The organism is Pseudomonas sp. D47 (assembly GCF_045447305.1).
Lineage (GTDB): Bacteria > Pseudomonadota > Gammaproteobacteria > Pseudomonadales > Pseudomonadaceae > Aquipseudomonas.
Map to the genome: position 1 here is coordinate 1 of NZ_JBJGXU010000065.1, position 21,460 is coordinate 21,460.

The following is a 21,460-nucleotide window of genomic DNA, read 5'->3' on the forward strand; positions in this document are numbered from 1 at the left end:
AAAGTGGGGGGACAGATGGGGGGACAGAAAACAAAAAGGCGAATATGATCAGTAAACGCTGATCGCAACCAAACGAAAAGGCCGCCCACAAGCCGGCTTTTTAATGTCCGTGAGAATTACAAATCAATTGTCCAAACAGCTGTTGGACAATTGGAATAAGCAAAGGCGTATCACCTCGGCTGCAAACACTCCACAGCCCGATCCGCCACCATCTTCGCCATCTCCACCAAATGCATCACCGCCCGATGCGGCGCACCCAGCGGTTCACCAAGCGCCTGCGATGTAGCCACCGCACACTGCAGCAACTCGGCCACCCTCACCCAAGCATCTTCAAAGCTCAGTTCTTCATCAACAGTAAATGGCTTAGTCGCAGCCGATGAGGGTAAATCCGAAACAATGTTATCCATAGAAAACCTCTAGCGGAAAGTGAAAACCACCGTCCTTTCGCGACTAAACGAGCAGAGGTGGCGGCTGTACGCAGGTTAGTCGACCGGCCGCTAGGCACCGGCGCACCCGAAGGTGCCCTGCGCACAGCCACCATAAAGTGCAGGTGAGGAGACACCTGGCTTTGGGATGGCGCGTGCGCCTAGCGAAGTCCGGGCGACTAAACCCGATCACTGAATAGGCAGTGACGATCCGCAGCCTAGTCGCGAGATTTTGCTGGCGCAAGCCGCTGGGATTCTCTAGGAAACGTCCTGCAAATGAAAGGGACGGGTACTGCTGGCCCTCCAACCATTGTCCCCTCTGAGTTGACGGTATTACCCATCCCACCCAATTTATCCCCCGCCACCCACCCATTAATCTGTGCCCATGTTGAACGCAACACCCAACCCACCTAAACAAAAAAAGGATTCAACCATGAGCACTCCAACCTACAACCGCTTGAACAAAGACGACGCCGTAGTCCTGTTGGTCGACCACCAAACCGGCCTGATCTCGCTGGTGCAGGACTTCTCCCCCAACGAGTTCAAGAACAACGTGCTGGCCCTGGCTGACTTGGCCAAGTTCTTCAACCTGCCGACCATCCTCACCACCAGTTTCGAGCAAGGCCCTAACGGCCCGTTGGTGCCGGAGCTGAAGGAGATGTTCCCGCAGGCGCCGTATATCGCTCGCCCTGGTCAGATTAATGCCTGGGATAACGAGGATTTCGTTAAGGCGGTCAAGGCGACTGGGCGTAAGCAGATCATCATTGCGGGTGTGGTGACGGATGTGTGTGTGGCGTTCCCGACGTTGTCGGCGCTGGCGGAGGGGTTTGAGGTGTTTGTGGTGACGGATGCATCGGGCACGTTTAATACCACGGTGCAGCAGGCGGCGTGGAGCCGGATGACGCAGGCGGGGGCGCAGTTGATGAATTGGTTTTCGGTGACGTGTGAGTTGCAGGGTGACTGGCGCAATGACATGGAAGGGTTGGGGAATTTGTTGTCTCAGCGGATTCCTAATTATCGGAATTTGATGAATGGGTATGCGGCGGTGACGGCGCGTCAGGGCTGAGGTTGATAGCCTTTGTGGGGAGTGGGCTTGCCCGCTCCCACAGGGGTCATGTTTGCCTTTGAAGCAGCGGAGTTTCTCAGTCGAGGATCAGGTGAGGTAGAAACCGGCTGGAGTCCTTGGTGATCAAGCTATTGTCTTCTCGCACGCCAATCCCCGCGGCTTGATCGCCAATCACCCAGGACCCGATCAGTGTGTAGCTGTCACCAAAGCGCGGCAGCGGTGCGAATTCCTGGAGGATGAACGGCGCGTCGGTGTAGGGGCCGTCTTCTTTTACGATCAGGCCGTCGGCGGTTTGCAGTTCGATGTTGGCGCCTTCGCGGGAGAAGAACGGTTTGCGCACCCAGCCCTTTGGCACGGCTTTGCCGGGGTCGGTATCCAGGTGGGAGGCGAGCAGGTTGGGGTGGCCTTTGTTGAATTCCCACAACAGCGGCAGGACGCCTTTGTTGGAGAGGATGGATTTCCAGGCGGGCTCGAAAAACTGGGTATCGCACTGGGCAATCGCGGCGCCGAAGGGCTCGTGAAAGATGAATTCCCAGGCGTGCAGTTTGAACAGGTGGGGAATCCAGCGATCTTCGAGGTCGACGAAACGGCCATCACTGGTGAGGCCGATGTCTTCGATGTCGATGTGGCGTGATTCGATGCCGACTTTTTCCGCGACGAGGCGCAGGTAGTCGGTGGTGCCTTTGTCTTCGATCGAGTCTTTCATCGAGGCGAAGTAGAACGGCTGGTTGACCTGCAGTTGAGCGAAGGCCTGATGCAGCTTGGTGTCGATGCTGTTGAACTGGTCGGCATGCTTGGGCAGCAGGCCGCGTTCGATGCATTGTTCCAGCCAGCCCCATTGAAACGCCGCAGCCTCATAGAGGCTGGTCGGCGTGTCGTAGTTGAGTTCGAGCAGCTTGGCGGGCCCGGTGCCGTTGTAGGAGAAGTCCATGCGCCCGTACAGGTGCGGGTGGCCTTCGAGCCATGAGGTTCGAATCATGTCGAAGAACGGCGCGGGAATGCTCAGGCGTTCCAACAATTCCTCGCTTTGAACCACGCGGGCCACGAGGTCCATGCACATGTCATGGATCTCGGTGGTCGGGTCTTCAAGGTCGCGCTCGATTTGCTCGAGCGTGAATTGGTAGTACGCGCGCTCGTCCCAGTAGGGTTCGTCGTCGATGGTGTGGAACAGAAAGCCGAGGCTGTCGGCAGTCTGTTTCCAGTCATGACGCTCTGCGCATTGGATCTTTTTCATCGCCCGGTTTCCTTAACTGCTCGACCCACCGCCGCCCCAGCCGCTGCGTGCACTGGCCTTGCTGCCGAAGCCGCCACGGGAGGTGGACGAGGCAACGGAGCTCGACTTGTTGGAAGAGCGCAGTGTGTTCGTGTAATTGCTGCTGCCATACCGGGCTTGGTTGGAGCGGCCGAAGGTTGCCCCATTGGAGGCGCGCTGATTGAGCGTCGAGTTGCCGTAGTTGCCGCGATCATCGCGATAGCGGTACACCGGCTCGGAGCGGTAGCTGTTGCGGTTGTTGCTCAGCATGTTGCCAATCAACAAGCCTGTCAGCAGGCTGCTGGTAGAGAAGCCTGAGCCGCCGCCGCTTGCCTGGGAGCCGCCCGCTTGAGCATTGGCAGCATCGACCTGGGATTGGGTCACCTGGCCGGCAGCGGTCAGTTCGAAACCGCCGAGCTTGGGGATGAACTTGCCGGTGGAGTCCTGCTGGCACCAGTCGGCGACAAAGTCGGCATCGCAATCGGCCTGGCTGTCGTACACCGGGGCAATGCGCCGATGCTCGGCCATGGCCGTCATGTAGGCGTCCGAGCACACGTCCACCGGAAGCTTTTCATCGGCACATTGCTGCACGGACTGGAAGTTGTACTTCTTCTGCAAGTCGTAGGTTTTTTCCGTCGGCCCGCAGCCGGATATCGCCATGGCGACCGACGCTGCCAGCGAAAGCTGGACGTACTTGCTTCGTTTCATCGGGAGCTCCGTGCGCAATCAGTTCTGGGTAGGCGTCATGCACGCGGCATTCAACATGCCGACGCTGATGGCCACGGCGGCCACGTAGATACCGGCCGCGAGTTCGCCGTTCTTGATGCGCTCGGACGTGCCTTTGAGCACCAGGCTGGTCACCAAAAAGGCCAACAGTTGAACGAGGGCGGCGATCACGGCCCAGACGACGAAGTCGAGGATGCTGATCGAGTAGGCAATCACGTTGCTGGCCGGAATGGCGAAACCGATGATGGCACCGCCCAAGGCGACCGCAGCCGACACGTTGCCCGCACGGATCAGTTCGAACTCCTTGTGCGGGGTGACGCGGGTGTAGATGAACTGGAACAGCGCGAAGATTATCGCAGCCCCCAAGATATACGTGACAAACCCGAACACAGCCGCTTTGTTCAGGGAGATGGAGAGAGCTTCTAGCATGGGGTTCTTCCTTTTTTAGAGCGCATTCAGGTCGGTTGTGTACAGCGAAATGCCCAGCGAGGTGCTCAGGCTGATGGAGCCCTCAGCGTCTTCTTCGACGGAAAACAGCAAAAACTCTCGACGGTCGGTCAGGCCGGTGTCGCGGGCGTACAGCATCGAACGGTGCTCGACGGTGTAGGTGTTCTCGGGGTTGATCACCTGTTCGCTCATCGCCACCAGTTCTGTCTGGCCAGGCTCGCTGCCCCACACACGGGCGTATTCGACGCCGTTGTGGGTGTAGGTCGGCAGCCCGATCAAGCTCTGTGGCCCTGCCAACCGACGCAGCTCCGCTTCACTACTGAGGGTGACAACGCTCAAATAGTTGAACAGGATTACCGACTCAACCTGCCCGGCGATCTCGCCGGTGGTGTGCACCTGCAGCCAGTAATCTTCGTCGTTCATGTAATAGCGTGACAGCCAGGTCGACTGCCCGAGATCAACGGTGCCGTTGGCCCAGATTTCCTGGGAGCCGGGGATCACTACCGTGGTTTTCTCATCGAGCAGCAATTTCAGGGTCGTGTCGAATATCACGCCTTTGCCCGGCGCCAAGCCCAGTGGGCCGGTGACTGGCAGGGTTTCGCCGGCAGTCCATTGCGACTCCGGTTTCGCTTGCGGGGCCTCAAGCCCCATCAACTGTTTAAACCATCCCATTGGAGATTTCCTTGAGGCGGGTGGAGGCGATGTAGAAGAGTTCGCCGCCTTCAACGCGGGTGGCGCCAGGCGGGTTGATTGACGGTTGTTGAGCGCCTTTGGCGCGATAGCCGATGAGCGTGGCGTTGTGCTGTTCTTTCATCTGCATGTACAGGTCGCCGAACGTTGCCTCAAAGGCCTCAGGCAATTTCATCAGGTATTGAGTGGCGCCTTGCCCGACGCACAGCAGCTCATTGATGACCACGGACGAGCCCGGGTCCTGAGAGGCGCGCACCAACATTTCGATGGCCATGCTTGAGGTGCACTCCAGGCTGGGCGCATAGGAACTGGCGAGGGCGGCAATTTCACTTTCATTGAAGTGGGCGACCACGTGCCCCACAGGGCTCAACTGATTCACCGCCAGCACGGTGGCCAGCGTCAGGTCATCAGACGGGGTTCGCACCAGCACTCGCTCGGCGCCGGGAACACCTGCACGCAGTAATAATGCGGTGGAGGACAGGCTTTCGCCTCTGATGAACGCCGCTTTGCCTGGCATCGGGTTTTCTTCCAGCGTGCAGTCGCAGATGACGATCAGGTTGTCGTTCGAGGTTTCATCTTGAAGCAACAACTCAATGACCCGCTCGCTGGACGCGCCTTCCCAGCCGATGAGCACGGTGTGGCCGACCTTGCCGGTGAAATCGCCTTTGCCCTTCATGCCTTTTCTCCATGCATCAATAACACTGCTGGTGGTTTTGCCGATGGCCGCCGTCAGCAGCGCAATGCCCCCGAGCATGACCCAGGTGGCGACAAATACTCGCCCCGCCGAGGTCTGCGGCGCGAGGTCGCCATAGCCGACAGTAAGCGTGGTGGTGAGATAGAAGTAAATAAACGTGGCGGGGGCGGTGAGGTGTTGTTCGCCCAGAAACACCAGGCCCAGATACGCCGTGCCCAGGTGTACACCCAAAGCAATGACCAGCCCTGCCCAGCCGAAGCGGTGAAAGAGGGAGGAGGCGTAGAGGCGCAACAAAAGAAAAATCGACATGTCGTCCCTGATTCCCTGGGTATTTGATTCCTGATGACGTCATCGCCTCGGCGTTCACCCGGCATTAAACCTGCTGCGCGGCGTAGAGAGAAGTACCTTGGCCGCAATAAACCCGGCGAGTGCACCAAACAAATGGCCTTCGAAGGAAATACCCTGGCGCGGCAGGAAGCCAAGGATCAGGCCGCCATACATAACCGCCACCACACCGGCGGTGATCAGGTTGCTCCAGCTCCGGTGGAACCAGGCGCGAGACAACAAGTAGGCCCATAAGCCGAATACCCAGCCGCTGGCACCGACGTGTACGCCGGCAAACCCGAACAGCCAGACCAACGAGCCACCCAGCAGGATAATAATCGCGCTGACGGTAATGAACCGGTTGAGCCCTTCGATAATGACCAGAGTCCCCAGTACCAAAAAGGCAATCAGGTTAGCGCTCAGGTGGGCAAAGGAGGCGTGCAAAAACGGAGAGGTGAGGATGCCGAGCAGCCCCTGCACGGTTCTCGGGATCAGGCCGAATGCCATGAGGCTGTAACCGGTGGCTACATTGAGCAGTTGCAGCGCGACCATAAAGAGCGCCAAGCCTGCGATTGTCTTGAAACCCTTCAGGGCGTCCATCCTGACCTCGACGTAAAAAAAAGAAGGGCAGACCTGCCCTTCTTGCTGCGGCGCTGTTTACTCAGCCGACTTTTGCTTCAGGCGTTCCAGAATCGCATTGGCGCTGCCTGTGTCCGGCGTGATACCGGCTTCGCGCAGCTTGCGCTCAAGGTCAGTACCCGTCGATGCCTCCGCCAACTCATCCTGGGCTTGCAGTTCAGCGGCGCGATGCTGCTGCTTGGCTTGCAAGCGGTTCAGCGTACCGACGGCGGTTTCCAGCTTGCCGTTGGCACCGCCACTGGCGATGGACGCGCTGACCTGGGCCTTCTGTACGCTTTCGCGCGCCTTGGCCATGTCCACTTGCTGGCGCAGGCTTTTGATTCGGCTTTCGGCTTTGGTGATGTCTTTGCGCATGCTCTCAGCGTACCCGCCGAACTCGGTGGTCTGCTTTTGCTCGACGTCACGTTCGTTGGTCAGGGTCGAAATGGCTTCGGCCACTTCCAGAGCCAGGTCTTCACGATTGGCCTGGATAGCAGCCATCGCCTTGGACTCCAGGTCTTTGATCTTGGCGTCGTATTCGCTGACGCGGTCAGCCGCCAGTTTGTGCTTGGCCATGATGCTGACCAGTTCACGCTTGGCGTTGGCCAGCGCGCTGTCAGCGTCGCGAATTTCCTGGTCAAGGATGCGCAGGGCTTGTTGGTCAACGATCGATTCGCCGACTTCGCTGGCACCGCCACGTACCGCGGTGAACAATTTGCTCCAGATGGACTGAGTCATTGGATACTCCCGAATAATTAGTTGAAGAAACGTTCAAAGGCTTCGCTGGCGCGCTGCACGTTGTCGACGAGGGTTTTCACCTCGGTCACGATGTTGGTCAGGCTGGAGTCGGAACTCAGCGCGCCGAACATGTTGTAAACAACCTGGCCGTTAGGCATCGACTCGATACCGATCGAGGACAACGGGAACATTTCCCGGCTGCGCAGCACCGCGTCATTGAATGCCGCTACGTCGCTGATGGACTCGACGTCGACCAGAACGGTGTCCACGATGATCTGCTCGCCCACCACTGCGATGTAAATCGGCAGGCCCCCGAAGTCGTTCATTTCCAGCTTGATGCTGGACTCGGAGCCTTGAACGAGAGAAAGCGTAATGTCGTTGGAAACCACTTCGTCCAAGGCTTGCAGCGCCGTGAAGAGGCGATCGATATTCCAGTTAGTACCTGCGCTCATGAAATTCTCCGACATGAATGAGCCAGCCAGAATCGGTTGGCGAAGCTGTTTCTCCATTTGCTTGAGCAGGCTTCGATTTTCGGGAAGCACCCAAGTCTCGTGTTTCACATACCCGGCGGCCGCCAGGCCCGCGCGCATCTGCTTCATGTAAAAGCTCGACGGCTTTTTCGCAGGCGGTTTCAAGCGCTCTCCCTTGCGGCTTGCGGAATCGGTATCGGGCCCGGCTTGCGGGCTCGATGGAGAGCTGCTTTTCATGGTGCTGACCTCGTTGTGAAAAACTCACGCGTGAGAAAATCTACAGGTAATTCTCGGAAGGCTCAATAGCTCACGCGTGAGATTTTTTACCGGCGTTCCCAGCCCACTGAAAAGCACTCCTTGTTCGAGAGTCGCCGGACCGGCACAAAGACAGCGCCCCCGACAGCAAGAACCTGTGGGAGAAGTTCCTGTCCGGTGGCACCATCTCCAGTGGGCCGCATGGCAGTGAGCGGCACACCGACGACTGGCGGCCTTGGGGCAGAACGGACATGGACACGGGGAGCAAGAAAACGGCTTGATGTTGCGTAGAGCATTTATCAGGCAAGCCCTGACGCTGTTCAGTTAAGCGAACGCAATGCCCAAAGCAGCGAAGATTAAATGTGGGAGCGGCGGTGCGACGATTCGACTTGCCCGCGATGACGTCGGCCCAGCAAACATTGATGTTGACTGACCCACCGCTTTCGCGAGCAAGCCCGTTCCCTCCTTTGCTCTTCGTCGCTTAGCAGGTTGCTGCACAAATGCTCCGCGGTACTAGAGCGCCCCTTGACTCTCCCCTATACGGCACACCCTACCCTGAAAGCCCCCATTTTCAGGACCTTACCCCATGCCCCAGCGCATCCTGGTCATCCTCGGCCACCCTTCTCCCACCAGTTTCTGCTCAGCCTTGGCCGACGCCTACCGCCACAGCGCAAAACTCGCCGGCCACGAGGTCCGCGTCCTGCGCTTGGGCGATCTCACTTTCGACCCCGTCCTTCACCACGGCTACACGCAGATCCAGCCGTTGGAACCTGACTTGCTCAGCGCCCAATCCGACATCCTCTGGGCCACCCATCTGGCGTGGGTGTTCCCGATCTGGTGGGGCGGTATTCCGGCATTGTTGAAAGGGTTTATCGACCGCGTTTTCCTACCCGGCTTTGCCTTTAAATACCGCGAAGGCAAGCCGTTTCCTGACAAGCTGCTGCTCGGCCGAACCGCACACTTGTTGGTGGCCCTGGACACGCCGCCGTGGTATTACCGCTGGTTCTACCGCATGCCGGGCATTCATCAGATGCGCAGCACGACCCTGGCGTTTTGCGGCATCAAGCCGACCAAAACGTTGATGTTCGGGCCGGTGCTGGGCTCTACACCGGCGCAGCGTGAAAAATGGCTGACACTGGCCGGCGGCCTATTCGGAAAAGGGAGTTTTCATGTACATCGGCAAAGCCGCGCAGCTGTCGGGCACGACCATCAAAGCGATACGCCACTATGAGGCAATTGGCCTGTTGCCAGCACCGCAACGGGAGGGGCGTTATCGGGTCTATTCGGCGCAGAGCGTGGAGCTGCTGGCGTTGATCAAGTGCGCCCAGCAGTTGGGGTTCAAGCTCAAGGAGTTGCAGGGGATTTTGCACGGGCACGAAGGCGATGCACTGCCTTGGGAACGGGCAGATCAGGCCATCGCCAGCAAGAAGCGCGAACTGGCCGGGCAGATTGCTGGGTTGCAGCAGATGCAGGCGGGGTTGATGGCGTTTGAAGCGCAGCTCAAGGATGCGCAGGGGCAGTGCTCGGGTGTCCTCTGAGCCCAATAGGCGTTTTATTCGGCTCAACAGAGGACGACTGCCCCCCGCTCATTTGCCCAGAATCCCCATGTCTGCTAGTGTCGCGCCGGTTTACCGTCTACCGGAATAGCCGCCATGGCCCGCAAAAAAGTTGCACTCGATTTCGAACAATCCCTCGCCGACCTGCAAACCCTGGTCGAGCGTCTGGAGAACGGCGAGTTGTCGCTGGAGGACTCGCTGACAGCGTTTGAGCAAGGCATCGGCCTGACTCGCGACTGCCAGAGCGCGTTGGCGCAGGCGGAGCAGAAGGTCCAGGTATTGCTGGAGCGCGACGGGGAGTTGGCCGAAGAACCTTTCGATGCGGAACAGCCCGAATGATCGACGCGTATCAGGCCAGTAGCCAAGCCCGGGTGAATGCGGCGCTCGAGCCCTTGTTTGTTGCGCCAAGCCCGGAAATGAACCGCCTTTATGCCGCCATGCGCTACAGCGTGATGAATGGCGGCAAACGCGTGCGCCCGTTGCTGGCGTATGCGGCCTGTGAAGCCTTGGGCGTGCGTGCCGAGCAAGCCAATGGCGCGGCGTGTGCGGTTGAGCTGATTCACGCCTACTCCCTGGTGCATGACGATTTGCCGGCAATGGACGACGACGATTTACGTCGCGGCCAGCCAACCACCCACAAAGCCTTTGATGAGGCCTATGCGATCCTGGCCGGTGATGGCCTGCAGAGCCTGGCGTTCAGCGCCTTGCTGGACCCGCGCCTGAACAGCGTGAACGCTGAGATCAGCCTGCGTATGGTGACCGCCCTCGCTCTGGCCGCAGGCCCGGCTGGCATGGTCGGCGGGCAAGCGATCGACATGGGTTCGGTCAGCCTCAAGCTGGACCAGCAAGCCCTCGAACACATGCATCGCCACAAGACCGGCGCGCTGATCGAAGCCGCGGTGCACTTGGGCGCCCTGGCCAGTGGCCGTGCCGACGCAGCGCAATTGGCGGCCCTGCAGACCTATTCCCGGGCCGTCGGCCTGGCGTTTCAGGTGCAGGACGACATTCTCGACGTGGAAAGTGACACCGCGACCCTGGGCAAACGCCAAGGCGCGGATGCCGCACGCGATAAACCGACCTATCCGGCCTTGCTTGGCCTCGAAGCGGCCAAGGCGTATGCCCTGCAACTGCGCGACCAAGCCCTGGACGCCCTGCGACCTTTCGACGCGGCGGCCGAGCCATTGCGCGACTTGGCGCGGTATATCGTCGAACGCCGCCACTGATAACGGCGGCCATTGCAGCCGCATATCGGCCAAGTTCGGCGCTCTGCGTGGGCAGTTTGCACTGCTTGAGGTAAACTGCCGCCTCTTCTATACCTATAACGATTCGCCTGATGCCCACGACGTTTCAAGAGATTCCCCGCAAACGCCCGTCCACGCCCCTGCTCGACCGTGCTGCCACGCCGGACGGCCTGCGTCGACTGGGTGAAGCCGAGCTGGAAACCCTGGCCGATGAGTTGCGCCTGGAATTGCTCTACACGGTCGGTCAGACCGGTGGGCATTTCGGTGCCGGCTTGGGCGTCATCGAGCTGACTATCGCCCTGCATTACGTGTTCGACACCCCGGACGACCGGCTGGTGTGGGACGTGGGCCATCAGGCGTACCCGCATAAAATCCTCACCGGCCGTCGCGAGCGCATGGCCACTCTGCGCCAGAAGGACGGCCTGGCCGCCTTCCCACGTCGCGCCGAGAGCGAGTACGACACCTTTGGCGTCGGCCACTCCAGCACCTCTATCAGTGCCGCGCTGGGCATGGCGATTGCCGCCCGCCTGCAAGGCAGTGAGCGCAAGGCGATTGCGGTGATTGGTGATGGCGCGCTGACCGCCGGCATGGCCTTCGAAGCGCTGAACCATGCGCCGGAAGTGAACGCCAACATGTTGGTGATCCTTAACGACAACGACATGTCGATTTCGCGCAATGTCGGTGGCCTGTCGAACTACCTGGCAAAAATCCTCTCCAGCCGTACTTACGCGAGCATGCGCGAAGGCAGCAAAAAGGTGCTCTCGCGCCTGCCCGGCGCGTGGGAAATTGCCCGGCGTACCGAAGAATATGCCAAGGGCATGCTCGTGCCCGGCACCCTGTTCGAAGAGCTTGGTTGGAATTATATCGGCCCGATCGATGGCCATGACCTGCCCACCCTGATCGCCACGCTGCGCAACATGCGTGACCTCAAGGGCCCGCAGTTCCTGCATATCGTCACTAAAAAAGGCAAAGGCTTCGCCCCGGCGGAAGTCGACCCGATTGGTTACCACGCGATCACCAAGCTCGAACCGCTGGACGCCCCTGCCGCCGCGCCGAAAAAGGCCAGCGGGCCGAAGTATTCCGGCGTGTTTGGCGAATGGCTGTGTGACATGGCCGCCGCCGACCCGCGCCTGGTGGGCATTACCCCAGCGATGAAGGAAGGCTCCGACTTGGTGGCGTTCAGCGAGCGTTTCCCGCTGCGCTATTTCGACGTGGCGATTGCCGAGCAGCACGCGGTGACCTTCGCCGCCGGCATGGCCTGTGAAGGCGCCAAGCCGGTGGTGGCGATCTACTCCACCTTCCTGCAGCGCGGTTATGACCAGTTGGTGCATGACGTGGCGGTGCAGAACCTCGATGTGCTGTTCGCCATCGACCGCGCCGGTTTGGTCGGCGAAGACGGCCCGACCCACGCCGGCAGTTTCGATTTGTCCTACTTGCGCTGCATCCCCGGCATGCTGGTGATGACGCCGAGTGATGAGAACGAACTGCGCAAGATGCTCAGCACCGGCCACCTGTACAACGGCCCGGCGACCGTGCGTTACCCGCGCGGTAATGGCCCGAATGCCGTGATCGAGAAAGACCTTGAACCGATTGAAATCGGCAAAGGCATCGTGCGTCGCCAAGGCAGCAAAACCGCTTTCCTGGTGTTTGGCGTGCAATTGGCCGAAGCGCTGAAAGTCGCCGAGAAGATCGACGCCACCGTGGTCGATATGCGCTTCGTCAAACCACTGGACGAAGCCCTCGTAAGCGAAATCGCCGCCAGCCATGAGTTGCTGGTGACGGTCGAAGAAAACGCCATCATGGGCGGCGCCGGTGCGGCGGTCAGCGAGTTCCTGGCGCGGGAGAACATTCTCAAGTCGGTGCTGCACCTGGGCTTGCCGGATGTGTATGTCGAACATGCCAAGCCGGCGCAGATGCTGGCTGAGTGTGGGCTGGATGAAGCCGGGATTGAGGCTTCGGTGCGCGAGCGCATGGCGCTGCTGGGCCTGTAACCCGACCTCCCGGTAGAAACCGGGCCAACATGTGGGAGCTGGCTTGCCTGCGATAGCGGTCTATCGGACACATTGAAGTTGAATGTGCCGCCGTCATCGCAGGCAAGCCAGCTCCCACATTGGTTTTGTATTGCTGATAAACGCTAGGGACAGCCCATGACCCGCCTTCGCTTTGCCCTGCCCTTGCTGCTGCTTCCCGCCACTGACCTGTTGGCCGACAGTTTCGAGCGTGACGACGCCCTGAAACTCCCCAACGTAGTGATCAGCGCCAACCGCCAGGTCCAAGCGCGCAACGACAGCAGCGCCGCCAACACCGTATTCACCCGCGATGACATCGACCGCTTGCAACCCACCAGCGTAACCGACCTGCTCAGCCGCGTACCCGGTGTGCAAGTCGCGCCCACCGGTGGTCGCGGCAGCCTGCCGGGGATTTTCATTCGCGGCACCAAGGCCGCACAAAGCCTGGTACTGGTCGATGGCCAGCGCATCGCCAATACCACCTCCGGCGACAGCGGGCTGCAATACCTGAACGTCGACCAGATTGAACGCGTGGAAGTGCTGCGCGGCTCACGCTCGGTGATCTACGGCAGCGACGCGATTGGCGGGGTGATCCAGATTTTTACCCGGCGTAATGCCGAGCAGGGCCTGCAGCCACGCTTGAAACTGGGGTTTGGCAGCCACCAGACCTGGGAGCGCAGCCTTGGCCTGTCTGGCGGTGATGAGCACACGCGCTTCAACTTGGGGGCGAGCCTGGATGACACGGCGGGTATCAACGCTACACACGAATCGTTCCCCAGCGATGGCGACCATGATGCCTATCGCAATCAGTCCATCAGCCTGAACCTCAGCCATGCCTTCAACGATGAACTGGAAGTGGGTTTCAACCTATTGGATAACCGCGGCAAGTCGGAATACGACAACAGCTTCGTTGAGCAAAAACCCTACACCGATTACACCGTGAGCAGCGCCAGCGGCTATGTCGACGCCAAGTTGAATGAACGCTGGCAGTCGCGCCTGGAGCTGGGTCACAGCGAGAACCGTGATACCAAGCGCGATAAGCTCAGTGATTATTTCAGCGTGTTCAACACCTATCGTGACTCGGTCAACTGGCAAAACGACCTGACGCTGGATGAGCAAAACAGCCTGATCCTCGGCGGCGACTGGTACGAAGACCGCTTTCACGGCTCCAGCGCCTTTACCGAGAACAGCCGCTGGAACCGGGCCGCCTTTGTGCAGCATCGTTTCCACGGCGAGTGGTTCTCCACCGAAATGGGCCTGCGCCGCGACCAGAACCAGCAATTCGGCGGCCAGAACAGCTGGAGCGGCACCCTTACCGTGCCGATCAACCCCGATAATGACGTGCTGCTGAGCTACAGCGAAGGCTTCCGCGCGCCGACCTTCAACGACCTTTACTACCCTGACACGCGGTACAGCAACCCCAACCTGCAGCCGGAGACCTCAAAAAGTTACGAGCTGCAATGGCGCAGCCAACTGAGTGACAGCACGCGCCTGGAAGCTTCGCTGTACCGCACGGATTTAAGCGACGCGATCGTTGCCGACAGTAACTACAAGCCACAAAACGTGGCGTCGGCACGCATCAATGGCTTTGAAGCGGCGCTCAAGCAGGAACTGTTTGGTTGGCAGGGCAACCTGGGCGTGGCATTTATCGACCCGCGCGACCGCGATACCGGCCACACCCTGGCGCGTCGCGCACGGCGCACCTTGAGCCTGGATCTGGACCGGCAATTCGATAAGTTGGGTGTGGGTGCCAGTTGGCAAGCCATCAGCAGCAGCTATGACGATGAAGACAACCGCAATCGCCTGGGCGGTTATGCCTTGCTGGGGCTGCGTAGCAGCTGGGCGATCAATCATGAAGTCCGTGTTTCGCTGAAAGTCGACAACCTGTTGGACCGCCAATATGCCCGCGCTCGGTATAACTACAACGCCCCCGATTCTCCCAACAACCAGGACTACCGCGAAGAGGGGCGGACCTGGATGCTGGGCCTGACGTGGGCACCGCAGCTGTAGCGCTGCGGCTCAATAAATCTGCCGGGCAGGTTCGTTGGAATTCAGATAGCCGGCCTTGATGGCTTCGCCGCAGGTTATGAAACCGTATGCGTTAACTCCACCCGTGTCGGTAAAGCCAACATATAGGTCCTTTTTCTTGCCTTTGCTTTCAAGCGCATAGTCAAAGCACTGTGAACTGCCATTGCGAACCGGGGTGATGCGCTTGGGTTGCTCGATTGCAAGAATGTCCTGCTTAGTGGCCCCACGCTCGGCGGCCTTGGCCGCGACGGGGTGATCGCTGAAGTTCATCAACGTTGAGATACCTTCCAGCGTGTTACAACCGGCCAGCAAAATGGCGGTAGAAATACCAATGATCAAACGGCGCATGACCACCTCCTGTCGTTGAACGAACGCCATGCAACACGCATCGCGGGTAGCAGCGTATCGCCCTGGCGCCGAAACTACCCGATGGACAACTCTTAATAACCGGTAGGAGAACACGCAACGTTCACGCGAGCGTTGCAGCGCAATCAACGCTCACGCGTCACCCTCGCAACACAGCATCAATGATCAGTATTTCCTGCTGACCCGCTCATTGGACGCCAGACTACCCTCGGCCAACGCGGTGCTGCAGGTTGCGTAGCCCCAGGCGTTAACCCACCCACTGGAGGTGAAAGAGACGAAATAATCGGCTCTTTTTCCATCACGCGCCAATGCGTAGTCGAAGCACTGTGCGGTGCCGCCACGGATAGAGGTGATTTTCGTGGGTTTCTGAATGCTCAGGATGTCTTGCTGGGTGCTGTCCATCGACGAAGTCCTATCGACTATAGGATGGTTACCAAATGTCCTGAGCTCAGAGAGTCTTTGTGACAGATCGCACCCGCTGATTAGCGTCAATACGAGGGCCGTACCCGCCAACGCGAAGAGATAACGCATGATATGTCCTTATGCTGCCTAATTAACCCGAATGGGGGACCGGCGACACTAGCCACCCTGGGTGCGTAAATCTGGAGGCAAAGTCCGACATCTTGGCAGATCAATCGCACCGACCAGGATGGAAACACAACGGATTGTCAGCGCTGGGGGACCACTGACTGACAGAGCTTCGCGATCGCCTCGATCATCTGCCCGCTCGGCCGCTCCAGCCCCTTGTCCGGGACTATCTGCAACCGGCCTTCGGCCACCGCCGCTATTTGCGGCCAGGCCTTCCAGGCATCGAGTTGCACCTGATCGGCAGCTAGAATCAGCTGCGGATTACGCTGCAACACCGACTCGATGCTGACCTGTGGCGCGGGCAGCTTCAGGTCGTCGAATACATTACGCGCGCCGCACACACTCAGCGCATCGCTGATGATTTGCCCACCGCCCACGGTGTACAGCGGCTGGTTCCACACTTGGTAAAACACCCGTAAGGGCTCGGCACGCTGATAGCGTTGGCGCAGTTCGGCCAGGCGCTGGCGTAACTGCGCGGCTAATTGTCGACCCGCCTCTTCACGGCCCACTTGTTGAGCGATGGCTTGGATCTGAGACGTCAGTTGTTCAAGGCTATGCGGTTCGGCGACGTAAACGGGGATATTCAGGCGCTGCAACTGCTCGCGTTGCGCAGGACCCACGCTGCCGGGCCAGAGCAGGATCAGGTCGGGCTTGAGGCTGAGCAGGCGCTCCATGTTCAATTGCCCGTATTGCCCCACCGAGGGCACTTGCGCCAATGCCGCCGGGCGTTCGCCGCCATCGAGCACGCCCACCAGCAGGTCGGCGGCGCCCAGTTCAAGCACGATTTCAGAGAGTGACGGCGCCAGGCTGACGACGCGTTCGACCGCCAACGCCTGGGCACTGACTGCCAGCAGCAGCACCGCCAGCCAGTAGCGCATCATCCCAATTGACGCGGGATGCGGTAGAGGTAAAACAGTACCAGCGTCGACAGCGCCAGCAGGAACAGCGGGACGGCTTCCAGGCCGACAAACACCGCCAGCGCGCCGATCCAGGCCGGTATCGCCGCCACCAGCAAAGCCGTGCGGCGACGGGCCGCGAGGGTAATCCAGGCAGCCGGTTCTTCAGCGGTGTCGAGGGCTTTGGCGGTGGCGATCAGCGCGTGTTTATAGCCATGAAAATAACGCAGGCTCAAAAACATCGAGGCCACGCCGGCAATAAAGAACGGCATGGCCAGTACGGGAAGCAGGGATTCGGCGTGGCCAAATACCAGGTTGATCACAAACAACGGCAGCAGTGCCAGGGCCAAGTACTGCCACCAGTTGAAGGACAGTCGCCGTTTCACCTGGCCGCGGGTCACGCGCGGTCGACCTCGCCCTGATGCTCGTTGCCCATCATGTGGTCGAGCTTGCTGGCCTTGGTCGCCAAGTAGAGCTTGTTGTGCGGGTTTTGCCCGGTGTGCAGCGGCACGCGCTCGGCGACGGTGATGCCCATTTCGGTCAAGGCTTTGACCTTGCGCGGGTTGTTGGTCATCAGGCGCAGGGACTTCACGCCCAGATACTCAAGCATCGGCAGGCAGATCGCGTAGTCACGCTGGTCGGCGGCGAAGCCTAGGCGTTCGTTGGCTTCAACGGTATCGGCGCCGCCGTCTTGCAGCTCGTAGGCACGGATTTTGTTCATCAGGCCGATGCCACGGCCTTCCTGACGCAAGTACAGCAACACGCCACGGCCTTCACGGGCGATGGCGCGCATGGCGGCTTCCAGTTGCGAACCGCAGTCGCAGCGCTGGCTGAACAGCGCGTCACCGGTCAGGCACTCGGAGTGCACGCGGCCCAGTACCGGCGCACCGTCGGTGAGGTCACCCAGACTGAGCACGAGGTGCTCGCGGCCGGTGGCCTCTTCGAGAAAGCCGTTCATGGTGAACGTGGCAAAAGGGGTAGGCAGCTTGGAAGCGGCGACGAAAACGACGGGCACCGTGTGCTCCTGATTTCAGATTTCACAGAGGGCGTCATTGTAACAGCAGGTTCCTACAGACGCTTAAGCTGAATTATCGCTGATAAAGATCAATAGGTTCGATTGGCCTTCGTCCCGGTTCTATGCAGGTCAGAACGGATAGGGCTGTTTCCAGCGCGCGAAAATCGGCTTCAGCTCGCCGCTCTCGACCAAGGCCGCCATGCGTCGGTCATACACCGCCATCAGGGCCCGCCCACGCTCAGTATCGGCAAAGCCTATGTAGAGCGGCAGCTCGGCGATGTGGGTGAGCTTGAATTGCGCCGGATCGTCCGCCTGACTCAGGACGTACTTGGCTTCGGTGAGGGCATCGATGTAGAGGTCGACGCGGGCGTGCTGCAGCATCGGCAGGATGCCGTCACGGCGTTCGATCTGGTTGAAGCGGTGCAGGTTCGGCAGGTAATTCTCATACCTGTAACCGCGCACCCACGCCAGGCGGTAGTTGCCCAGGGTGGCGAGGCTGGGCGTCGGCGTGGTGGCCAGCCCAAGGGCGTAGATGTGATCGGCGTCGAAGTTCCAATGCGGGTACAACACGCCGCTGGTTTCATCGCGGTAGGAGCCGACCCAGCCATCCACCTCGCCGCGCTGGGCCAGGCCGACTGAGCGGGTGTAGGGCACGCTGCGGGTTTGCAGCGTGATACCGGCCGGTTCGAACACTTGGCGCAATACGTCCCAGGCCAAGCCGCTGCCATCTTTGTTGGTGTAGTTGTTCCATTCCTCACTGGCCAGCATGACCTTGCCTGGCACCGGGGCTTCGTCCGCCTGCACCAGCGATGCAACGGCACACAGCGCAACCAGCAGCCAACGCCGTACATTCATGGTGACAGCCTCCTACACCGTGAGATCCGTATAGAGGGTAGCGCAGGTCGCCGGCTTACGGCGCCTCGCGAAAATGCTGATAGCCGCGCACGGCCGGGGTGATGTCTTTCCCAATGGCGTCGAGCAGCGTCACGCCCTGCCCCGCCTCGACCCGGCCGATCACGTGGATCGGCCAACCACCGGCCAACAACGGCGCCAGCTCGGCGGGTGGCAGGGTGAACGCCAACACGTAGTCATCGCCCCCGCTTAACGCCGCCACACGCGCCTCATCGTCGCCGACAAAGGCCAGCAAGGCCTTGGACAAGGGCAGCTTCTGAAGCTCAACCAACAGGCTGACAGCCGAAGCCTTGGCGATATGCCCGCAATCGGCCAGCAACCCGTCGGAGATATCCATGGCCGATGTCGCCTTGCCCCGCAATGCAAGGCCCAAAGCCAACTGCGGTTGTGGCGACCAGTAATGGGCCAGCAAGGGGCCCGCAATCGCCGCATCCGCCGTGCGTTGCCCCAACACTAACGGCAAAGCACCGGCGGCATTGCCGAGCTCACCGCCCACACACAGCAAGTCACCCGGTTGTGCACCGCTGCGCGTCAACGCCTGCCCGGCGGGCACACGGCCGAACACGGTCAGGGTCAGGCTCAGCGGCCCGCGCGTGGTGTCGCCGCCCACCAGGCCCACGCCGCAGCTTTGCGCCATGGCGTTCAAACCCTGGGCATAGCGTTGCAGCCAATCGGCATCGACCGTCGGCGCGGTAAGAGCAAGGGTAAAGGCAAGCGGGTGGGCGCCCATGGCGGCCAGGTCGCTCACCGCTACGGCCAGCGAGCGCTGGCCGAGCAGGAACGGGTCACACGGGTCGGCAAAGTGCACGCCGGCCACTAACGTATCGGTGGAGATTGCCAACTGCTCCCCAGCGGGGAGCGCCAGCAAGGCGCAGTCATCGCCGATCCCCAAGGCAATGCCTTCGCCGCCTTGCGCACAAGGCGCGGCGGCGAAGTAGTTGCGGATCAGCTCAAACTCGCCCATTCAGGACTCAAGCGCAGATTAGCGCTTGTGTTCCTTCACTTCGGCTTCACGCAGGCGCGGGGCCAGCTTGTCGAGCACGCCGTTGACGAACTTGTGGCCGTCGGTCGAACCGTAGACTTTCGCCAGCTCGATACCTTCGTTGATCACCACGCGGTACGGCACGTCGACGCGCTTGAGCAGCTCCCAGGTGGACAGCCGCAGTACGGCCAATTCAACTGGGTCCAGCTCTTCGATGGTCAGGTCCAGGCACGGGGTCAAGGCAGCGTCGATCTCGGCCTGGTTGGCCGGAACACCGTGCAGGATGTCATGGAAGTAGCTGGCGTCCGCGAAGCTGAAATCGTTGTCGACGCGAAACTGCGCTTCGATTTCGTTCAGCGAGGTTTTAGACATGTGGCGCTGGTAAAGCGCCTGAGTCGCGAGCTGGCGGGCGCCACGGCGCTTTTCGCTCTTGGATGGCTTACCAGCGTCGGATGGGCGCGGGTCCTTAGGGTTGAACTGATCGCTTTCGTCGGAAATCACTTGGCCTCCAACTGCGACAGCAGGCTAACCATTTCCAGCGCGGACAGAGCAGCTTCAGCGCCTTTGTTACCCGCCTTGGTGCCGGAACGCTCGATGGCTTGTTCGATGGAATCTACGGTCAGTACGCCGAAAGCGACTGGCACGCCGAACTCCATGGACACCTGGGCCAGGCCCTTGGTGCATTCGCCGGCCACGTATTCGAAGTGCGGAGTGCCGCCACGAATGACCGCGCCCAGGGCGATGATCGCCGCGTATTCACCCTGCTGTGCAACTTTTTGCGCAACCAGTGGAATTTCGAAGGCGCCAGGGGCACGGATGATAGTGATATCGCTCTCGCTCACACCGTGGCGAACCAGGGCGTCAACGGCACCGCTTACCAGGCTTTCAACCACAAAGCTGTTGAAGCGGCCAACCACTAGGGCATAGCGGCCTTTGGGGGCGATGAAGGTACCTTCGATGGTCTTCAGGGTCATTCGACAAATCTCTTAAAGAGCCGGGACGCGAAAAGTGCGTCCCTCAGTGATGTTTTAACCGCGAACAAGGGGCAAGAATCGCCAGCCTTTATTCGGAGGGCACGTATTCTACAACTTCCAGGTCGAAACCGGATATCGCATTAAATTTCATGGGTGCGCTCATCAGGCGCATTTTGCGTACGCCCAGGTCGCGAAGGATCTGCGAACCGGCGCCGACGATGCTGTAGGTGGTCGGTTTTTTCACCGGCACCTGGTCAGCGGTTTCGCGGATATGCGCCAGCAATACATCACCATCCAACGGGTGGCCGAGCAACAGCACCACACCGCTGCCTGCCTCGGAGACCGCAGCCATGGCCGCGCGCAGGCTCCAGCGGCCCGGTTGCTTGACCATCAACAGGTCGCGCAGCGGGTCCATGTTGTGCACGCGCACCAGGGTCGGCTCTTCAGCGCAAATCTTGCCCAGGGTCAGGGCCATGTGCACGTCGCCTTCCACTGAATCACGGTAGGTCACCAAATTGAATTGGCCCAGTTCGCTGTCCAGCGGCTGCTCGGCAATCCGCTGAACGGTACGTTCGTGGATCATGCGGTAGTGAATCAGGTCGGCAATGGTGCCGATCTTGAGGTTGTGTTCGGCCGCAAAGGCTTCGAGTTCAGTGCGACGAGCCATGGTGCCGTCGTCGTTCATCACTTCGCAGATCACCCCGCTCGGCTCGAAACCGGCCATGCGCGCCAGGTCGCAGGCCGCTTCGGTGTGCCCGGCACGCGCCAGGGTGCCACCTGACTGGGCCATCAGCGGGAAGATGTGGCCCGGGCTGACGATGTCTTCGGCCTTGGCGTCTTTGGCGGCGGCGGCTTGCACTGTGCGTGCACGGTCGGCCGCGGAAATACCGGTGGTAACGCCGGTGGTCGCTTCAATCGATACGGTGAACTTGGTACCAAAACCCGACCCATTGCGCGGCGCCATCAACGGCAGCTTGAGCAATTCGCAGCGCTCACGGCTCATGGGCATGCAGATCAGCCCACGGGCGTGCTTGGCCATGAAGTTGATGTGCTCAGCCTTGCAGGCCTCGGCGGCCATGATGATGTCGCCTTCGTTTTCACGGTCTTCGTCATCCATCAGGATGACCATCTTGCCTTGGCGGATGTCTTCAACCAGTTCTTCGATGCTATTGAGCGCCACGCGGCACC

26 protein-coding genes are annotated in these 21,460 nt (G+C 60.2%); 7 read left to right on the forward strand and 19 right to left on the reverse strand.

From position 1 onward, the window contains the following. Positions 1 to 170: 170 nt before the first annotated feature. Positions 171 to 407, reverse strand: coding sequence for a DUF6124 family protein (locus ACI77I_RS27010; RefSeq protein ID WP_406999266.1), 237 nt, complete (start codon positions 405 to 407; stop codon positions 171 to 173). A gap of 451 nt (positions 408 to 858) precedes the next feature. Here ACI77I_RS27010 and ycaC point away from each other — a divergent pair, with 451 nt between their 5' ends. Continuing rightward, the gene (ycaC, locus tag ACI77I_RS27015; RefSeq protein WP_406999268.1) at positions 859 to 1,491 is read left to right on the forward strand and encodes an isochorismate family cysteine hydrolase YcaC; all 633 of its coding nucleotides are present in this window, start codon (positions 859 to 861) and stop codon (positions 1,489 to 1,491) included. A 76-nt stretch (positions 1,492 to 1,567) separates the two neighbouring features. Here the strand turns inward: ycaC and ACI77I_RS27020 are convergent, their stop codons facing one another. The 8 genes from ACI77I_RS27020 to ACI77I_RS27055 are packed head-to-tail and all read right to left on the reverse strand — an operon-like array spanning position 1,568 to position 7,687. Beyond that, on the reverse strand, positions 1,568 to 2,725 hold the full coding sequence (locus ACI77I_RS27020) for a glutathionylspermidine synthase family protein (protein ID WP_406999270.1): 1,158 nt from the start codon (positions 2,723 to 2,725) through the stop codon (positions 1,568 to 1,570). Between the two features lie 12 nt (positions 2,726 to 2,737). Beyond that, positions 2,738 to 3,451, reverse strand: a complete 714-nt coding sequence (locus tag ACI77I_RS27025; protein WP_242152912.1) for a DUF1190 domain-containing protein — start codon at positions 3,449 to 3,451, stop codon at positions 2,738 to 2,740. A gap of 18 nt (positions 3,452 to 3,469) precedes the next feature. After that, positions 3,470 to 3,898, reverse strand: a complete 429-nt coding sequence (locus ACI77I_RS27030) for a DUF350 domain-containing protein (RefSeq protein ID WP_094952329.1) — start codon at positions 3,896 to 3,898, stop codon at positions 3,470 to 3,472. 15 nt (positions 3,899 to 3,913) lie between these two features. Next, positions 3,914 to 4,588, reverse strand: a complete 675-nt coding sequence (locus ACI77I_RS27035) for a DUF2491 family protein (RefSeq protein WP_242152915.1) — start codon at positions 4,586 to 4,588, stop codon at positions 3,914 to 3,916. After that, positions 4,575 to 5,609, reverse strand: a complete 1,035-nt coding sequence (locus tag ACI77I_RS27040) for an ion channel (protein WP_406999272.1) — start codon at positions 5,607 to 5,609, stop codon at positions 4,575 to 4,577. Before ACI77I_RS27040 ends, ACI77I_RS27035 begins: the two co-directional genes overlap by 14 nt. 54 nt (positions 5,610 to 5,663) lie before the next feature. Beyond that, the gene (locus ACI77I_RS27045; RefSeq protein WP_242152917.1) at positions 5,664 to 6,224 is read right to left on the reverse strand and encodes a rhomboid family intramembrane serine protease; all 561 of its coding nucleotides are present in this window, start codon (positions 6,222 to 6,224) and stop codon (positions 5,664 to 5,666) included. A 57-nt stretch (positions 6,225 to 6,281) separates the two neighbouring features. Then, positions 6,282 to 6,980, reverse strand: coding sequence for a PspA/IM30 family protein (locus ACI77I_RS27050; protein ID WP_094952325.1), 699 nt, complete (start codon positions 6,978 to 6,980; stop codon positions 6,282 to 6,284). A 17-nt stretch (positions 6,981 to 6,997) separates the two neighbouring features. Continuing rightward, positions 6,998 to 7,687 carry a YjfI family protein gene (locus tag ACI77I_RS27055; RefSeq protein WP_371917700.1) on the reverse strand — a complete coding sequence of 230 codons (690 nt, stop codon included), beginning with the start codon at positions 7,685 to 7,687 and terminating at the stop codon, positions 6,998 to 7,000. Between the two features lie 604 nt (positions 7,688 to 8,291). On the opposite strand from ACI77I_RS27055, the gene ACI77I_RS27060 reads away from it, so the two are divergent. The 6 genes from ACI77I_RS27060 (at position 8,292) to ACI77I_RS27085 (ending at position 14,521) form a co-directional block, all read left to right on the forward strand. Next, a complete protein-coding gene (locus ACI77I_RS27060) occupies positions 8,292 to 8,936 on the forward strand; it encodes an NAD(P)H-dependent oxidoreductase (RefSeq protein WP_406999274.1) in 645 nt (214 codons plus the stop codon). Next, the gene (locus ACI77I_RS27065) at positions 8,875 to 9,243 is read left to right on the forward strand and encodes a MerR family transcriptional regulator (RefSeq protein ID WP_406999276.1); all 369 of its coding nucleotides are present in this window, start codon (positions 8,875 to 8,877) and stop codon (positions 9,241 to 9,243) included. The genes ACI77I_RS27060 and ACI77I_RS27065 overlap by 62 nt, the downstream gene beginning before the upstream one ends. Before the next feature lie 114 nt (positions 9,244 to 9,357). Further along, positions 9,358 to 9,600, forward strand: a complete 243-nt coding sequence (locus ACI77I_RS27070) for an exodeoxyribonuclease VII small subunit (RefSeq protein WP_003176346.1) — start codon at positions 9,358 to 9,360, stop codon at positions 9,598 to 9,600. Further along, on the forward strand, positions 9,597 to 10,484 hold the full coding sequence (locus ACI77I_RS27075; protein ID WP_094952323.1) for a polyprenyl synthetase family protein: 888 nt from the start codon (positions 9,597 to 9,599) through the stop codon (positions 10,482 to 10,484). Before ACI77I_RS27070 ends, ACI77I_RS27075 begins: the two co-directional genes overlap by 4 nt. Before the next feature lie 110 nt (positions 10,485 to 10,594). Further along, entirely contained in the window at positions 10,595 to 12,493 is a 1,899-nt protein-coding gene (gene dxs / locus ACI77I_RS27080; protein ID WP_406999278.1) for a 1-deoxy-D-xylulose-5-phosphate synthase, read from the forward strand. A gap of 156 nt (positions 12,494 to 12,649) precedes the next feature. Beyond that, a complete protein-coding gene (locus ACI77I_RS27085; RefSeq protein WP_406999280.1) occupies positions 12,650 to 14,521 on the forward strand; it encodes a TonB-dependent receptor domain-containing protein in 1,872 nt (623 codons plus the stop codon). A 9-nt stretch (positions 14,522 to 14,530) separates the two neighbouring features. On the opposite strand, the gene ACI77I_RS27090 is transcribed toward ACI77I_RS27085, so the two are convergent. The 10 genes from ACI77I_RS27090 to ribBA form a co-directional block, all read right to left on the reverse strand. Next, positions 14,531 to 14,887 carry a transcriptional regulator gene (locus ACI77I_RS27090; protein WP_094952320.1) on the reverse strand — a complete coding sequence of 119 codons (357 nt, stop codon included), beginning with the start codon at positions 14,885 to 14,887 and terminating at the stop codon, positions 14,531 to 14,533. Positions 14,888 to 15,070: 183 nt separating this feature from the next. Further along, the gene (locus ACI77I_RS27095; RefSeq protein WP_406999282.1) at positions 15,071 to 15,307 is read right to left on the reverse strand and encodes a hypothetical protein; all 237 of its coding nucleotides are present in this window, start codon (positions 15,305 to 15,307) and stop codon (positions 15,071 to 15,073) included. A gap of 266 nt (positions 15,308 to 15,573) precedes the next feature. After that, positions 15,574 to 16,374: a cobalamin-binding protein gene (locus ACI77I_RS27100; protein WP_094952318.1), complete on the reverse strand. Its 801-nt coding sequence runs from the start codon at positions 16,372 to 16,374 to the stop codon at positions 15,574 to 15,576. Continuing rightward, on the reverse strand, positions 16,371 to 16,790 hold the full coding sequence (locus ACI77I_RS27105; protein WP_094952317.1) for an MFS transporter: 420 nt from the start codon (positions 16,788 to 16,790) through the stop codon (positions 16,371 to 16,373). Before ACI77I_RS27105 ends, ACI77I_RS27100 begins: the two co-directional genes overlap by 4 nt. Beyond that, positions 16,787 to 17,404, reverse strand: a complete 618-nt coding sequence (gene ribA / locus ACI77I_RS27110) for a GTP cyclohydrolase II (protein ID WP_094952316.1) — start codon at positions 17,402 to 17,404, stop codon at positions 16,787 to 16,789. The genes ACI77I_RS27105 and ribA overlap by 4 nt, the downstream gene beginning before the upstream one ends. A gap of 129 nt (positions 17,405 to 17,533) precedes the next feature. Further along, positions 17,534 to 18,259 carry an ABC transporter substrate-binding protein gene (locus ACI77I_RS27115; RefSeq protein WP_094952315.1) on the reverse strand — a complete coding sequence of 242 codons (726 nt, stop codon included), beginning with the start codon at positions 18,257 to 18,259 and terminating at the stop codon, positions 17,534 to 17,536. Positions 18,260 to 18,314: 55 nt separating this feature from the next. Further along, the gene (gene thiL / locus ACI77I_RS27120) at positions 18,315 to 19,280 is read right to left on the reverse strand and encodes a thiamine-phosphate kinase (RefSeq protein WP_094952314.1); all 966 of its coding nucleotides are present in this window, start codon (positions 19,278 to 19,280) and stop codon (positions 18,315 to 18,317) included. 18 nt (positions 19,281 to 19,298) lie between these two features. Then, a complete protein-coding gene (gene nusB / locus ACI77I_RS27125; protein ID WP_094952313.1) occupies positions 19,299 to 19,799 on the reverse strand; it encodes a transcription antitermination factor NusB in 501 nt (166 codons plus the stop codon). After that, positions 19,796 to 20,272 (reverse strand): 6,7-dimethyl-8-ribityllumazine synthase, encoded by a 477-nt coding sequence (gene ribE, locus ACI77I_RS27130; RefSeq protein ID WP_003176356.1) that lies wholly within the window; start codon positions 20,270 to 20,272, stop codon positions 19,796 to 19,798. The genes nusB and ribE overlap by 4 nt, the downstream gene beginning before the upstream one ends. A gap of 88 nt (positions 20,273 to 20,360) precedes the next feature. Continuing rightward, entirely contained in the window at positions 20,361 to 21,452 is a 1,092-nt protein-coding gene (gene ribBA, locus ACI77I_RS27135; RefSeq protein ID WP_094952312.1) for a bifunctional 3,4-dihydroxy-2-butanone-4-phosphate synthase/GTP cyclohydrolase II, read from the reverse strand. Between the last annotated feature and the right edge of the window lie 8 nt (positions 21,453 to 21,460).